Here is a 15,071-nt window from a genome sequence, read left to right as displayed (position 1 = left end):
GTCGGCGTACCACTCGCCGAACTTGGTCAGCTTCCCGGGCCGTTCGCGGTAGCCCAGTTCCGGGCGTACGGCGTCGAGCAGCTGCTGTGCAATCGGATCGGTAGAAATCGAAGGCTCCTATAGCGCGCGTCAGAACATGACGAACCCGCCCGCCGGGCACGACGGCATGGAGGCATGACCGTCACGCCGACGGACACGGCCGCGGCGGGCCGGAGTCGGACGGGATCGGACGGGTTTCAGAAACGGGAGATGTGGCAGCCCGTCACGGGCGCGCCGTCACCCCGGAAGCCTGGAGACGTTCCAGGGCGGGCATGTGGGCCGGGAACGGAACCCGGGCCGGGTGGGCAGGTGGAGCGGACACTCCACGCGCTCTCCTCTCCTTGGCCGCCTACCGGGTTAGCTGACGGGTTCGGGCCAGGAGTAGCCCTACCGGATGGTCCGGATTCACCCCAGAAGAGACGTGGGTCCCCGGTTCCCGGGTTCGATGACATCCGGGATTCGGCGGTCGCCGGTCGTCCTCGGGTTGAGGACCACGCACCGGCGCACTGACCGGAAGCATAGTAGATCACGAGTAGGACACGACCGAAATCCCGGCAAATAGGTCTATTTCCGCCCCTTCCGCATCATGCTTCCGCAGGTCCTCGCACCGGCGGCGCCCAATCGTGATTTGCGCCACATCACCCCGTGAGGGCTCAGCGGTGCCCTGCGGCCTGCCTGAACGGCCTGGAGCACGTGAACGGCCGGGCCGGCGTCATCGGCTGCTGCCCCGGCGCGGCAGATATTCGATCGTCCACTCGTCCGCCCCGGGGAAGATCATGATCAGGAGGTCCTGGGTGCTCCCCGGCTCCCCGGCCGGCACGCGGTAGTGCACCCGGATGCGATACCGGCCCCTGCCCCGGAAGGCGAGGTTCGGCAGATCGCTCTCCCCCTGGATCGGATCCATCAGCTCTATACGACCGGCCAGGCTCCGGTAGCCGACCTCGACCACACGGTCCCAGCCACTCGCCTCGACAGGTGGTCGGCGACGGTACAGCTCCGCCGTCAGGCAGTTGTCGAAGTCGGAGTGCGTGATCACCATCAGATGACCGGGGAGAGCGGCGACCAGGCCGTTCGCCTGCGCTCTCGTCAGCAGGTCGTCGTCGAGCGCGGCCTCCGTCTCCAGGGACTCGATCACCCCGTAGTCGGTGCCCATCAGAGCCCTCACGACTCGGAGCGGCCTGACCCGCGGCCGGTGAGTGGCGCTGTCGCAGGCCCGCTGGTTCACCGCCTCCTGCTGCCGGTACGCGGCCTCGTCGGCCGCCTGCTTCTTCCGCAGATCCACCGCTATCGGCGGGCAGACGGCGGCGAACACGTAGGCGTCGTCGTCACCCGGCCGGTAGGCGTCGCAGGCGGCGTGCCCGTAGGTGAGCAGGTCCTGGTCCGAGATGTCCGCGAAACGGCCGCTCTCGCGTGCGTCGCAGAGGAACCTGCGCTCACCCGCGCCGTAGGGCGGCACGGCGTGCGCGCCGCCCGAGCGCCCGTCCACGAAGCGCGCCTCGCAGGGACGGGAAGTGATCTCCCCCACCGCCAGGTCGGCCACCGGCAGGAGGGTCAGGAGCACCAGTACGGCGAGCACCGGTGCCGACCTGCGCGGCAGTCGGAGGAGCGCCAGGCTCAGCGCCCGGCGGAGCCGGTGGCGGGGCATGCGCACCGCCGCGAGCGCGCACAGGGCGGCCACGGCGGCGACGGCGTCCGGGAGGAGAATCAGCCTGACCCCCAAAGCCCCGCCCCACCTGTCCAGGCAGGCCGCGTCCCTCGCGAGGTCCAGCGCGAACGCGAGCGGGGCGAGGCCGAACAGGACGAGCAGCGGCGCCGCCGCGACGCGGGCGAGCACCCGCCCGGCCCGGGGACGTCTCGCCCGGATGGCGGCCCAGTGCGCGGCGAACGCGACAACGATGCCGGGGAGCCCCGAATACCAAGCCAGGGGGAAGTACGTACGGGCGGGCCACCACACATCGGTGGCTGCGTCGTAGAGATCGCGCACGGGGCAGTATCCGAACGAGAACCAGGTGAAGCCGTGCTGGGCCAGGGTCAGGCTGTAGGCGAGCCCTGCCGACGACGCCGCCAGAGCGGCGGCCCACCACCACCGTGATCTTCGCGACACGAGCCGACACGTTATCGCCCGCCCCCGACAGAGTCGCGGCGGAAAGGCGGGCCGCGGCAGGCGCCGGCCGCGGGACGGTCCTGGGACGGGGAGACCGGCGGAGGACAACCTCCGCCGGCCGTCCGCCGTACGCCACGCGCGCCGGCTGGGGCGCGGCGGCGCCGGCTACCACTCGCCGCCGGGTGAGCCGACTCCCCTGCGCCGGCCGTGCTCGTGCTGCCGGTAGTTGGCCGCGAACGCCAGCGCGCCGAGGCCGAACAGGAAGATGATCGCTCCGGTGACCACGTTGTTCCAGATGGTCGCGGTGGTCGCCGGCTGGCCTCTGATCACCCACGGCGCGATGATCGCCCAGACGCCGAGCACCGGTGTCACCCAGCTCACGCCGTACGTCCGGCCGAACGCGGAGGCGCAGCTCAGCGCGAGCGCCGTGACGACCAGCCCGACGATCAGGTTGTTGACCGTCAGGCCGCCGAACCCGGTGAATCCCACGATCCACGGCGAGATGGCGAGATAGAGCCCGGCGAGGAGCGTCACCGCGTCCATCACCTGCGCCGGCGCGGTGGATCCCGCCCTGTCGTACGTCTGGCGTAGCTCCGTCGCATCCGGGCGTCGAGCCAGACCTGGTCGCACCATGATGTGTCACCTCTTCTCCCAGGTGGCCGGGGGCCCGTGACCCCTCTCTTGCATCATGCGTCCGTAGGCGCCGCCGAGGGGAGACCGCGAGACGCGCCGAATGCAGATTAAGTACATCTGTCAGGCAGATCGCCCCGGCGCCGCGAGGGCGCCCGCCGTGTTGACGATCGAGACATGGCTGTAGGCCTGGGGAAAGTTGCCCGCCTGGCGGCGGCGGCCGGGGTCGTACTCCTCCGCCAGCAGGCCGACGTCGTTGCGCAGGGACAGCAGCCGCTCGAACAGCGTCCGTGCCCGCCTGCGCCGGCCCAGCAGGGCGAGCGCGTGGGCGAGCCAGAAGGAGCAGGGGACGAAGACCCCCTCCCCGCCCGGCAGCCGGTCCACCTTGTCGGCCTCCGGCCGGTAGCGCAGCACGAACCCGTCCTCCGTCAGCTCGCGGCACACGGCGTCGACCGTCCCCGCCACGCGGGGGTCGTCCAGCGGCAGGAAGCCGAGCCGGGGGATCAGCAGCAGCGCGGCGTCCAGCCCCCTGGAGCCGTAGAACTGGGTGAAGGTGTTGCGGCCGGGGTCGTAGCCGTGGGCGCACACGTCCCGGTGGATCTCCTCGCGCAGCGCGCGCCAGCGGCCCACCGGCCCGTCGAGCCCCTGCCGCTCCACCGAGGCGACCATCCGGTCGGCGGCCACCCACGCGAGGACCTTCGCGTGGACGAACGGGCGGCGCGGCCCGCGCACCTCCCAGAGCCCGTTGCCGGGCTCGCGCCATGCGCCCTCCAGATACTCCATGAACGCGCGCTGCAGGTCCCAGGCGTCCTCCTCCGGCCCGAGCCCCGCCTCCCTGGCCTGGTAGAGGCAGTCGATCACCTCGCCGTACACGTCGAGCTGGAACTGCCGGGAGGCGGCGTTGCCGACCCGCACCGGCCGGGATCCCTCGTATCCCGGCAGCCGGTCGAGGGTCCGCTCGGGCATCCGGCGTCCGCCGTCGATCGTGTACATGATCTGCAGGTCGGCCGGGTCGCCGGCGACGGCCCGCAGCAGCCAGTCGCGCCAGGCGGTCGCCTCCTCGGCGTACCCCGCCTCGATGAGCGCCCGCAGGGTGAACGAGGCGTCCCGCAGCCAGCTGTAGCGGTAGTCCCAGTTGCGGGAGCCCCCGATCCGCTCCGGCAGGGACGTCGTCGGCGCCGCGACGATCCCGCCGGTCGGGGCGTAGGTGAGTGCCTTGAGCGTGACGAGGCTGCCGGACACCGCCTCGGCGTAGTCCCCCCGGTAACGGCACCGGCCGAGCCACTCCCGCCACACGCGCTCGGTGGTCGCCAGTTCCTCTGCGGCCTCCAGCCGGCGCGGGCGGCCCCGCCACGACTCCTGCCAGGTGAGCACGAACGGCACCCGCTCCCCCGCCGCGACGGTGAACGAGGCGGTCGCGGCGCCACGCCGGGACTCCTGCGTCAGCGTCACGGGAGACTGGAGCCACGCGGCGTTCGGACCGGCGATCACGGCCAGTTCGCCGCCGCGTTCGCGCGTCCAGGGCACCACCTCGCCGTAGTCGAAGCGCAGGAGCAGTTCCGTACGCATCTCCACCCGGCCGTGCACGCCCTCGACGATCCGGACGACGTCGGGCGCCTCCTCGCGCGGCGGCATGAAGTCGAGGACCCGCGCCCGCCCGCCGGGCGCGTCCCAGGTCGTCTCCAGCACCGGCGTGCCGTCGCGGTAGCGGCGCCCGGCGCACGTCCCGCCCGCGGCGGGCGCCAGCAGCCAGCGTCCGGCCCGGTGCCCGCCCAGCAGGGCCGCGAAGCAGGCGCCGGAGTCGAAGCGGGGCAGGCACAGCCAGTCGACCGAGCCGTCCCGGCCCACCAGGGCGGCGGTGTGCATGTCGCCGACGAGCGCGTAGTCCTCGATCCGCATGGCGCTCCCCCTCACCCGTACGGCCGGGGCCGGGGGCGGGCCCGTACGCCGGGGACGCGGCCGCAGCACACACCTACCCCGGCACGTCCCCGCGAATCGGGTCTACTCGCGTCCGAAGACGTACCGCTCGACGTAGTCGTTGGCGAAGACGCCCCGGGGGTCGTGGTGCCGCGCCAGGGCGGCGAAGTCGTCCATGCGCTCGTAGCGGGAGCGCAGGACGTCCGGCGGGAGGGTGAAGATCTTCCCCCAGTGGGGCCGCGCCCCGAACGGCGCCAGGCGCTCCTCGATCGCGGTCAGCACCGGCGTCACGGCGGCCGGGTCCTTGACCCAGGTGAAGTGGAAGGCCACGGTGTCGCGCCCCTGGCTCGGGCTCAGCCACAGATCGTCGGCGGCGATGCTGCGGATCTCCGAGATCTGCAGGACCGGGGCGATGCGGTCGCCGATCGCGCCGAGCGCGCGGAACGCCTCGGCCGCGTGCCGCCGGGGCACCATGTACTCCGACTGGAGCTCCTCGCCGCTGCTCGGGGTGAAGTCGGGCCGGAAGTGCGGCAGGCGCTCGAACCAGGGGCCGGGCGTCCCCATCTGGGTCGTGCAGTGCACCGGGGACACGCCGGGCACGGGGTGGCGCGGGCCGTCGGCCGGGGCCGCCCCGAAGAAGCCGCCGCCCGGATCCGATTCGTCGAGCCCGGCGGAGGCGGTCGTCCCTTCGGAGCGGGAGGCGGGGGTGAGGCGTTCCTTGACCCAGACCTGGTTGACGCGGGAGGTCCGCCAGTCGGTGAACAGGCTCACGCTGTAGGCGGCGGACATGACGGCGTCGAACCGGTCGTCGAGCACCTCCGCCGGGAGCGCCTCGTACACGCGCTGCCGGACGTCGAACGCCGGGAGGAGATCGAGCGTCAGGGCGACGACGGCGCCGAGCGCGCCGAGCGACACGACGGCGCCCGCGAACCGGTCGCCGTCCGCGTCCCGGCTCAGCGTGACGAGGTCGCCGCCGGCGGTCACCATCTCGATCGCGCGGACGGACGTCGCGAGCCCGCCGTTGCCGTCGCCGGAGCCGTGCGTGCCGGTCGCGCAGGAGCCCGCGACCGAGATGTGCGGCAGGGACGCGAGGTTGGGCAGAGCGTAGCCCTTCTCGTGCAGGCGCCGCCCGAGCTCGCCGTACCGCACGCTCGCGGCGACCCGGACGGCCGCCGCCGCGGAGTCGACGTCGATCTCGGGGGGCAGGCCGTCCAGCGAGACGAGCGCGCCCGGCGAGTCGGCGATGTGGTTGAAGGAGTGGCCGCTGCCGAGGACGCGGACCCTCCCGCTCCGGGCGACCAGCCCGCGCAGTTCCTCCAGGGAGGAAGGCCGGTCGACCCGCTCGGCCCGGAAGGTGATGTTGCCCGCCCAGTTCGTCACGTCTTGAGTCACCAGATGAGTTTTACCGGAACATCACCGGCGTGCCGGGCCCGGCGGCTCAGACGACGGCTCAGATGGGGCGGCCGGGGAGGCTGGCGAGGTACCAGTCGACGAGTTTGACCCTCTCGTCGGCCTGCCTGGCCTCCACCTCAGCCTGGGTCCGCGGCGCGCCCAGCAGCACGTCGTCTCCCGGACGCCAGTTGGCCGGGCAGGAGACGCCGTCGCGGTCGGCCGTCTGCAGCGCCTCGACGAGCCGGAGGATCTCGGGGACCATGCGCCCCGCGTTCATCGGGTAGTAGAGGATCGCGCGCACGACCGACTCGGGGTCGATGACGAAGACCGCCCGCACCGCCGCCGTGGTCGACGCGTTCGGGTGGAGCATCCCGTACGCGCGGGAGATCCGCGTGCCGACGTCGGCGACGACCGGGAACGGCACCCGTACGCCGAGCCTGTCCTCGATCGCCCGGGTCCAGGCGAGGTGGCTGTGCACGGAGTCGACCGAGACGCCGAGCAGGGCGACGCCGCGGGCCGCGAACTCCTCGGCGAGCTCGGTGAAGGCGACGAACTCGGTGGTGCAGACCGGGGTGAAGTCGGCGGGGTGGCTGAACAACACCAGCCACCGCCCCGCGTAGTCGGCGAGCCGGACCGGCCCGTGCGTGCTCTCGGCCTCGAAGCCGGGGGCCCTGTCGCCGATGAGCGGCAGCCGGGTGGCCGGCTCCGCGGCAGAAGTCATGACGTGCTCCTCTCCATCCGCTCACTGCGCCCGTACCCACGATGAGCGGTCACGACGACGCGCCGTCCGCCCCGGTTCGGTAATCGCGCACGGCGGCGTCGCGACAGTCCGCCGCGCCGGGGGAATGAACCTCGCGAGGGGGCTGCCATGACCGTGCCGGTGACGACGGAGATCAGCCATCCGCTGTTCGCGCGCTTCTACACCTGGTTCAGCCAGGTGCTCGACCGGCGGGGCCTCGCCGGGCAGCGGGAGGCGCTGCTGGCCGGGCTGTCGGGCCGGGTGATCGAGGTCGGCGCGGGCAACGGGCTGAACTTCCGCCACTATCCGCCGTCCGTGACCGGTGTGCTGGCCGTCGAGCCGGAGCCGCGGCTGCGGGCGGCCGCCCGCCGCGCCGCCGAGGCGGCGCCGGCGCGGATCGACGTGGAGGGCGGCCTGGCCGAACGGCTCCCGGCCGCCGACGGGGGGTTCGACTCGGCGGTGGTCACGTTCGTGCTGTGCTCACTGCCCGACCCCGGCGCCGGGCTGCGGGAGATCCGCCGGGTGCTCGCGCCCGGCGGACGGCTGCGCTTCCTCGAACACGTCCGTGCCGGGAGCCCCGGCTGGGCCCGCGCCCAGGACCTGATGGACGCGACGGTGTGGCCGCGCCTGACCGGCGGCTGCCACACGGGCCGGGACAGCGTGGCGGCGATCGAGGCGGCGGGTTTCACCGTCGAGGCCCTGGACCGGTTCGTCTTTGCCTGCGGCGTGCGCAACCCGATCTCCTTCTGCGTCCGCGGCGTGGCCCGCCGCTGAAGCGCGCCCGTCCCGGCGGACCCGCGCGGTCCGTCAGAGGCGTGGTCAGTCCGCGCTCGCCTGTGGCTGCCGGTCCGCCGTCTCGGACCGCGCGGTCCCGGCCTCGTACCGGCGGAAGGCCGGGACGGCGAAACCGGCGACCAGCACGAGGAGGGCGCAGACGAGACCGCCGCCCGCCCAGGAGGGCACCAGCCCGAAGGCGTCCGCGGTGGCGCCCGCCCGGAGGTCGCCGAGACGCGGGCCCCCGGCCACCACGACCATGAACACGCCCTGCAGCCGCCCGCGCATCTCGTCCGGCGCGTACGTCTGCAGGATCGTCTGCCGCCACACGGCGGAGGCGAGATCGATCGCGCCGCCCACGGCCAGCAGCGCGACGACCAGCCACAGCGGCTGCGCCAGCGCCGCCGCGGAGACCGTGACCCCCCACAGGGCGATCACGAGCGTGAGCGCCACGCCCTGCCGCCGTACGCGGCCGATCCAGCCGGACAGCAGCCCGGCGGCGACCGCGCCGATGGCGATGCTCGCCGACAGCCAGCCGAACGCCACGGCCGACCCGCCGAAGCGCTCGGCCGTCATCTCGGGGAACAGCGCCCGCGGCATCGCGAAGGCCATCGCGATGATGTCCACCACGAACGACATCAGCACGACCGGCCGGCTCACGACGTAGGCGAGCCCGTCGGCGACCGACCGCAGGCCCGGCCGGGAGATCTCGCCGAGGGGCGCGAGCGACGGCAGCCGTACGGCGGCGTAGAAGCCCGCGCCGAACAGGACGGCGTCGATGAGGTACGCCAGGGCGTAGCCGCCCCGGGCGAGCACCACCCCGGCCAGCAACGGCCCAACCACCGTCCCGACGCTGCTGACCAGGAAGTTCAGGGTGTTGGCCGCGGCGACCCGCTCGGTGGGGACGATCCGGGGGATGATCGCGCCGCGCGTCGCCGAGGTGACGGCGAAGCCGATCGACTGCAGGGCGATCACCGCGAGGATGAGGTGCACGCTCCCCAGCCCCGACCAGGCGTGCAGCAGCAGGGCGAGCGTCGACACCCAGGCCACGACCGACCCGGCGAGCAGCAGCCGGCGGCGGTCCATCGCGTCGGCCACCGCGCCGCCCCACAGGCCGAAGACGACCAGCGGCACGAGGCTCACCGGGCCGAGCATGCCCACCCACAGCGACGAGCCGGTGATGCTGTAGACCTGCCCGCTCACGGCCACCGCCGTGAGCTGGAAGCCGACGAACGACACGCCCTGGCCCACCAGCAGCCGCCGGTACGCCGGGATGGCCAGGGGCCGGGTGTCGAGTGCGACGCGCTTCAGAACTGCCTGAACCCCCGACACCCTTTACCTCACTGATCTGGGTAAATCGACCAATTCGCGTACTTTACCCTGATCGTGTTATCGGGCCCCTCCGGGGTGGGCCGCCGGTGGCGGGGTCACTCGAACCCGAAACCCCGGGGAAGCGGCTCGTCGCGGAACAGCCGGCCGGGGACGGCGTCCGCGAGCGCCCGGTAACCGGCCGGGTTCAGGTGCAGGCCGTCGCCCACGTCGTACGCCGGGAGGAGCCGCCGGGGGGCGGCCGGGTCGCGGGCGGCGCGGTCGAAGTCGACGACGGCGTCGAAGCGGCCGCTCGTCCGGATCCACTCGTTGACCACCTGCCGGGACCGCTCCCGGTGCCCGTCCGGGTCGTCGTAGGCGTCGTTGCCGCCGAACGGCGTCAGCGTCGCGCCGTACACGCGGATGCCCCGGGCGTGCGCGCGGCGGACGATCTGACCGTACGCGGCGATCAGGTCCTCGGCCACCTGCTTCTGAGCCGCCTCCGCCGCCCCGGCCGTGCCGATGTCGTTGATCCCCTCGAAGAGGACCAGCCAGCGCACTCCGCTCTGCGCGAGCACGTCGCGGTCGAGCCGGGCGAGGACGTTCGGGCCCAGGCCGTCGTCGAGCACCCGGTTGCCGCCGGCCCCCTGGTTGACGATCGCCACTCCCGAGGTGGCGCGCCGGGCGTGCAGGCGGTCGGCCAGCCGGTCCGGCCAGCGGTCGTTCCCGTTGGTGGTCGAGCCCCTGCCGTCGGTCAGCGAGTCGCCCACGACGACGACCGCGGCGGCCGAGTGCCCGGCCCACACCTCCACGCCGCTGAGGAAGTACCAGTGGTCGGCGAGCGCCGCGCCGGGGAGTGCGGCGTCCTCGGTGTGGTCCCCGGCCAGCAGGTGTGACGTGGTCCTGGAGCCCGGGTGCGAGGTGACGGCGGAGGAGCGCTGCCCGTCCGCCAGGTGGACCGTCACCGTGAGGACGGACCGGGGCGCCAGGTCGAAGCTCAGCGGGTCGGAGACCGCCTGCGCCCCCGCCGGGATCACGACGGACGGACGACCGTGGAAGGTCACCTGCCGTGAGGTCTCCGGCCGGATCTCGCCGGTCCCCGCCCGCCCGCCGCCGGGAAGCGCGACGGCGACCCTGGTGAGAGGCAGCGGCGCGCCACCGAAGGCGTTGGAGAAGCGCAGCCGCGCCCGCCGCCCGCCCACGGTGACGCGCAGGGTCTGGCGCAGCGTGCTGCCGGCGAAGACGAGGCCGTCCCCGGCGAACGGCGCGGGCGGCATGTTCTCCGGCTCCGTGAGCTGCGGCATCGACGCCCAGGTGGCGACCCAGTGGCCGGCCGGCCCGCGCGCCGCCGGAACGGCGCGCCGCCGGGTGGATCTTGACGCGTTGCGGATCATCCGCCTATGGTCCCGTCCAGCCAGGCCTGCGATCCACCCCGGCGCACGCACGGAAGGGCGGACCCTGCTTATGCGGACGTACCGGAATCCCGTGATCGGCGGATTCCACCCGGACCCGAGCGTCTGCCGGGTGGGTGAGGACTACTACCTGGTCTGTTCCAGCTTCGAGTACTTCCCGGGCGTGCCGATCTTCCACAGCCGCGACCTGGTCCACTGGCGCCAGATCGGCAACGTGCTCGACCGGCCGTCCCAGCTGCGCCTGCCACCCGAGGCCGTCGCCTCCGGCGGGATCTTCGCCCCGACCATCCGGCACCACGACGGCCTGTTCTACATGATCACGACGAACGTGAGCGAAGGCGGCAACTTCCTGGTGACCGCGGAGCGCCCCGAGGGCCCGTGGTCGGACCCGGTCTGGATCGACCTGCCCCGGGTCGATCCCAGCCTGGCCTGGGACGACGCGGGCGACTGCTGGCTCACGACCTCCGGTCCCCGGCTGGCGCGGATCGACCCGGCGTCCGGCGAGGTCCTGGAGGGCCCCGTCGACATCTGGCCGGGCACCGGCGGCAAGTATCCCGAGGCGCCCCACCTGTTCCAGGTCGGGGGGTGGTGGTATCTGCTCCTGTCGGAGGGCGGCACCGAACGCGGCCACGCCGTCTCCATCGCCCGCGCCCGCTCCCCGCGCGGGCCGTTCGAGCCCGGCCCGGTCAACCCGATCCTGACCCACCGCGGCACCTCCCGCCCGATCCAGAGCACCGGCCACGCGGACCTCGTGTGCGCGCCCGACGGCACCTGGTGGATGATCCTGCTCGGCGCCCGGCCCCGCGGCTACTCCCCCGAGTTCCAGGTGCTCGGCCGGGAGACCTTCCTTGTTCCGGTGGAGTGGGTGGACGGCTGGCCGGTGGCGGGGCCGGTCGAGGAGCGTCACCCCGCCCCCGCCGCCTGGCACCCGCTCCCCCCGCCCCCCGTCCGCGACGACTTCGACGGACCCGGCCTGGCGCCCTGCTGGATCTCGGTGCGCTCCCGCCCCGACGGCTCCTGGTCGCTGACCGAGCGCCCCGGCCGCCTGACGCTGCACGCCACCGGTCCCACCCTGGACCGTCCCGGCCACACCTTCTTCGGGCGGCGCCAGCAGCATCACGACTGCCGCGTCAGCGCCCGTCTCGACCCCGACCCCGGCCGGGCCGGGCTGTCCGTACGGCTCGACGAGGCCCACCACTACGACCTCGAGGTGTCCGGCGGAGAGGCGTCCGTGATCGCCAGGATCGGCCCGTTGCGCCAGGTCGTGGCGCGTCGCCCGGTCGCTCCGGGGCCGCTCACCCTCACGGTCCACTGCCGTACGGCCGATCCGCTGCCGCCGTCCGTGACCAGTGCCGCCGAGGCCGGCGCCGGGCCGGTCGGCGTGGGCGCCCGCGGGCCGGACACGATCGCCTTCTCGGCCGGCGGCGTCCTCCTCGCCGAACTGGACGGCCGCTACCTGTCCACGGAGGTGGCGACCGGTTTCACCGGCCGGGTGATCGGCATGTACGTCACCGAGGGCAGCGCGGCCTTCGACTGGTTCGACTACGAGGGCACCGACGACGAACCGGTCGTTCCGGTTGCCTGACGAACCGGCGGGCGGTTCCCCGTTCCGCCTGCCCTCGCCGGTGGAGGAACTGGTCGACCCCCGCCTCGAAGCGCGGGGCGTTCGCCTCCTGCTGAAGCGCGACGATCTCATCGATCCCGAGATCCCCGGCAACAAATGGCGGAAGCTGAAGTACAACCTGGAAGCCGCCCGGCGGTCCGGTCAGGGCGGCATTCTGACGTTCGGCGGCGCTTACTCCAACCACATCAGGGCGACGGCCGCGGCGGGCGCCCGTTTCGGCCTGCGCACCATAGGCGTCATCCGGGGCGAAGAACATCTCCCCCTCAATCCCACGCTTTCCTATGCGGTCGAACAGGGAATGATCCTGGCCTACCTGGACCGCCAGACATATCGGAGAAAAACCGAAAGCGATGTGACAGAGGACCTCCGCCGCCGATTCGGCGACTTCTACCTCATTCCCGAGGGTGGAAGCAACGGGCTCGCGGTCCGGGGATGCGCCGAGATCCCGGACGAGATCACGCGGGACTTCGATCTCGTCTGCTGCCCCTGCGGCACGGGCGGCACGCTCGCGGGCATCGCCGCGGGCCTGCGTGGCGAGCGGGAGGCGATCGGCTTCTCGGTGCTCAAGGGAGCCCGCTGGCTGGACGACGAGATCCGGCGCCTCCAGGAAGACGCGTACGCCACAACACGCGGCAGGTGGCGGGTGAACCTGGATTATCACTTCGGCGGATACGCGAAGACGAGGCCGGAACTGCTGTCCTTCATCGAGGACTTCGAGAGGCGGCACGGCCTGCGCCTGGACCGGCTCTACACCGGCAAGATGATGTACGGGATCTTCGACTTGGCCGACAAGCACACGTTCCCAACCGGTACCACGATCGTCGCAATCATCACCGGCCCGATCTGACACCCGAAACCCTCAATTACCGCTTTCGTCAACGTGCGCTTTCTGCTGACCGGGTGGCGCTGAAGCACTTCGTCCCGCACAGTGAAGATGCCCCGGCCATGGACGATCGCAAGGAGGGGAGAGAAACGTGGGCAAGGACGAGGACGACAGGCCGCCGAAGCATGCGGGACCGCAGAAGCAGGACAAGCCGTTCATCCCGGAGAAGCCGACGAAGGAAAGCGGAGACGGTCAGGGGAAAGGCGGAGGGACACGGGGCAAGTGAATCTCCGTGAACGTATCGGCGCACTCGCCGACACGCTGGCGGCCAATGGCGAACTGACCGATGAGAAATGGCGCGCGGCTCTGCACGCCGTGCCGCGTCATCTGTTCGCCCCGGCGGTGGCCTGGGCGGAGCCGTACGCGGGGCCGGGCTACCGCATCGATCGGGACATCGACGCGAGCGCCTGGTGGGATGCGGTGTACGCCGACCACCCCATCATCACGCAGCTCGACGACGGAGCGACCGAGGTGGGCGGCGGGGAGGGCGTGTACTCCTCCTCTCTATCGGCTCCCGGTGTCGTCGTGGACTTCCTCGAACTGCTGAGCCCTTATGACGGCGACCGTGTCCTGGAGATCGGCACGGGAACCGGGTGGACGGCCGGGCTGCTGTCCCATCGCCTGGGTGACGGGAACGTGGTCAGCGTCGAGATCGATCCGGCGGTGCATGAGAGGGCGGCGGCAAGCCTCAAGAAGGCCGGTTTCGGTCCCCGCCTGGTACTGGGAGACGGCGCGGACGGCTGGGCGGAGCAGGCTCCGTACGACCGGGTCCATGTCACCTGCGGCGTGCGGGAGGTGCCGTACGCGTGGGTGGAGCAGACCCGCCCCGGCGGAGCGATCGTGCTGCCCTGGATGCCGGGGTTCGAGCCGGGCCACAAGCTGTGGCTCACGGTGGGACGGGACGGCACGGCGACCGGCCGGTTCGCAGGGGGCGCGCACTACATGATGATGCGGGCTCAGCGCGTTCCCGCTCCCCCGGAGCATGAGGGCGGTTACGGCAGGCGAGCGGCGACGGTGGATCCCCGCCGAGTGCTGCGGGCAGGACTGGGCGCCGATGTCGCGATCGCGGGATGCCTGCCCGACGTCTCGGCGAGTCTCGGCACGGGCGAGGAGTTCGAGATCTGGTTGTGGGCCGGGCGGTCCGGGGCCTGGATCACCGGATCGGAGGTCCGGCAGTTCGGTGCGCGCAATCTGTGGGACGAGGTCGAAGAGGCGTTCTTCCGCTGGGTGGAGTGGGGAAGCCCGGGCCGGGACCGGTTCGGGCTGACCGTCACCCCGGATGGTCAGCACCTCTGGCTCGACAGGCCGGACAACGTGATCCCCTGACCGGTGGCGGCGCCGGTATTCGCGATTACCTGACAGGTCGGTCAAATCCGCCGTGAGCGTCCCTATGATGGTCGAAGATCGAGACGCTTGGGGGCAGAGCGTGCACGACGAGCAGGCACCGGACTGGGTGATCGACCCCTCCACGCCGAGCGTGGCCCGGATGTACGACTACTACCTCGGCGGCAAGGACCATTTCGCCGCCGACCGCGAGGCGGCCGAGAAGATCATCGAGATCCTGCCGAACGCCCGTGACGTGGCCCGGGCCAACCGCGCCTTCCTCGTACGGGCCGTACGGCACCTCGCGGGGGCGGGCATCCGGCAGTTCCTCGACGTCGGCACCGGTCTCCCGACACAGGAGAACGTGCACCAGGTGGCGCAGGCCGTCGCGCCGGACGCGCGGGTCGTCTACGTCGACAACGATCCGATCGTGCTCGTCCACGCCCGCGCCCTGCTCGCCGACAACCCCCGGTCCATCGTGGTCGCCGGCGACATGCGCGAGCCCAAGGCGGTGCTCACCCACCCGGCGGTCCTCCGCCACCTCGACTTCGGCCGGCCGATCGCGTTGATCATGCTGGCCGTCCTCCACTTCGTCGTCGACGACGCGGAGGCGGCGCGCATCGTCGGCACGTTCCGCGAGGCGCTCGCCCCGGGGAGCCATGTGGTGATCTCCCACGGCACGCCCGGCGACCTCGACGAGGACGCGGTCCGGCGCAGCCGGGACGTCTACACCGCCACCACCAGCGGAGGCGCCGTACCGCGCACCGCGGCCGCGGTGCGGGGCCTGTTCGACGGCCTGCGCCTGCTGGAGCCCGGCGTCGTGCCGCTGGAGGACTGGCGCCCCGAGCCGTCGGAGACGCCCCTGGAGAGCAGGCCCGGAGCCGGCATCGTGGGCGGCGTCGCCGTCGTCCCCTGACCGGGGACCC

The 15,071-nt window shown here is 72.6% G+C and carries 13 protein-coding genes and 1 riboswitch; of the genes, 6 read left to right on the top strand and 7 right to left on the bottom strand.

The window, feature by feature from the left end:
• Nucleotides 1-369: 369 nt before the first annotated feature.
• Nucleotides 370-514: riboswitch (cyclic di-AMP (ydaO/yuaA leader) on the bottom strand.
• Between the two features lie 237 nt (nucleotides 515-751).
• The 5 genes from F5972_RS30585 to F5972_RS30565 all read right to left on the bottom strand — a co-directional run bounded on the left by F5972_RS30585 (nucleotide 752) and on the right by F5972_RS30565 (nucleotide 6,803).
• Nucleotides 752-2,143 (bottom strand): hypothetical protein, encoded by a 1,392-nt coding sequence (locus F5972_RS30585; protein ID WP_150938506.1) that lies wholly within the window; start codon nucleotides 2,141-2,143, stop codon nucleotides 752-754.
• Nucleotides 2,144-2,308: 165 nt separating this feature from the next.
• Complete coding sequence (locus F5972_RS30580; RefSeq protein WP_150938503.1) at nucleotides 2,309-2,776, bottom strand: SPW repeat protein; 468 nt, start codon at nucleotides 2,774-2,776, stop codon at nucleotides 2,309-2,311.
• 120 nt (nucleotides 2,777-2,896) lie between these two features.
• A complete protein-coding gene (locus tag F5972_RS30575) occupies nucleotides 2,897-4,672 on the bottom strand; it encodes a glycoside hydrolase family 15 protein (protein ID WP_150938501.1) in 1,776 nt (591 codons plus the stop codon).
• Nucleotides 4,673-4,774: 102 nt separating this feature from the next.
• Nucleotides 4,775-6,082 (bottom strand): D-arabinono-1,4-lactone oxidase, encoded by a 1,308-nt coding sequence (locus tag F5972_RS30570; protein ID WP_150938499.1) that lies wholly within the window; start codon nucleotides 6,080-6,082, stop codon nucleotides 4,775-4,777.
• Between the two features lie 58 nt (nucleotides 6,083-6,140).
• On the bottom strand, nucleotides 6,141-6,803 hold the full coding sequence (locus F5972_RS30565) for a peroxiredoxin (RefSeq protein WP_150938497.1): 663 nt from the start codon (nucleotides 6,801-6,803) through the stop codon (nucleotides 6,141-6,143).
• 147 nt (nucleotides 6,804-6,950) lie between these two features.
• Here F5972_RS30565 and F5972_RS30560 point away from each other — a divergent pair, with 147 nt between their 5' ends.
• Nucleotides 6,951-7,595 carry a class I SAM-dependent methyltransferase gene (locus F5972_RS30560; protein WP_150938495.1) on the top strand — a complete coding sequence of 215 codons (645 nt, stop codon included), beginning with the start codon at nucleotides 6,951-6,953 and terminating at the stop codon, nucleotides 7,593-7,595.
• Nucleotides 7,596-7,640: 45 nt separating this feature from the next.
• Here the strand turns inward: F5972_RS30560 and F5972_RS30555 are convergent, their stop codons facing one another.
• Both F5972_RS30555 and F5972_RS30550 read right to left on the bottom strand, forming a co-directional pair.
• On the bottom strand, nucleotides 7,641-8,927 hold the full coding sequence (locus tag F5972_RS30555) for an MFS transporter (protein ID WP_150938493.1): 1,287 nt from the start codon (nucleotides 8,925-8,927) through the stop codon (nucleotides 7,641-7,643).
• A 95-nt stretch (nucleotides 8,928-9,022) separates the two neighbouring features.
• Nucleotides 9,023-10,297: an SGNH/GDSL hydrolase family protein gene (locus tag F5972_RS30550; protein WP_150938491.1), complete on the bottom strand. Its 1,275-nt coding sequence runs from the start codon at nucleotides 10,295-10,297 to the stop codon at nucleotides 9,023-9,025.
• 91 nt (nucleotides 10,298-10,388) lie between these two features.
• Between F5972_RS30550 and F5972_RS30545 the strand changes: the two genes are divergently transcribed.
• The 5 genes from F5972_RS30545 (at nucleotide 10,389) to F5972_RS30530 (ending at nucleotide 15,061) form a co-directional block, all read left to right on the top strand.
• On the top strand, nucleotides 10,389-11,900 hold the full coding sequence (locus F5972_RS30545) for a glycoside hydrolase family 43 protein (protein ID WP_263641875.1): 1,512 nt from the start codon (nucleotides 10,389-10,391) through the stop codon (nucleotides 11,898-11,900).
• A gap of 40 nt (nucleotides 11,901-11,940) precedes the next feature.
• Entirely contained in the window at nucleotides 11,941-12,786 is an 846-nt protein-coding gene (locus F5972_RS30540) for a 1-aminocyclopropane-1-carboxylate deaminase/D-cysteine desulfhydrase (RefSeq protein WP_225312039.1), read from the top strand.
• 127 nt (nucleotides 12,787-12,913) lie between these two features.
• Nucleotides 12,914-13,048, top strand: coding sequence for a hypothetical protein (locus tag F5972_RS39030; protein ID WP_263641874.1), 135 nt, complete (start codon nucleotides 12,914-12,916; stop codon nucleotides 13,046-13,048).
• The gene (locus F5972_RS30535) at nucleotides 13,045-14,148 is read left to right on the top strand and encodes a methyltransferase domain-containing protein (protein WP_225312038.1); all 1,104 of its coding nucleotides are present in this window, start codon (nucleotides 13,045-13,047) and stop codon (nucleotides 14,146-14,148) included. Before F5972_RS39030 ends, F5972_RS30535 begins: the two co-directional genes overlap by 4 nt.
• A 100-nt stretch (nucleotides 14,149-14,248) precedes the next feature.
• Entirely contained in the window at nucleotides 14,249-15,061 is an 813-nt protein-coding gene (locus F5972_RS30530; RefSeq protein ID WP_225312037.1) for an SAM-dependent methyltransferase, read from the top strand.
• The last annotated feature ends 10 nt before the right edge of the window (nucleotides 15,062-15,071 follow it).

The sequence above is a fragment of the Microbispora cellulosiformans genome (assembly GCF_008728085.1).
GTDB classification, from domain to species: Bacteria; Actinomycetota; Actinomycetes; order Streptosporangiales; family Streptosporangiaceae; genus Microbispora; species Microbispora amethystogenes.
This window is presented reverse-complemented; position numbering and strand designations above follow the sequence as displayed.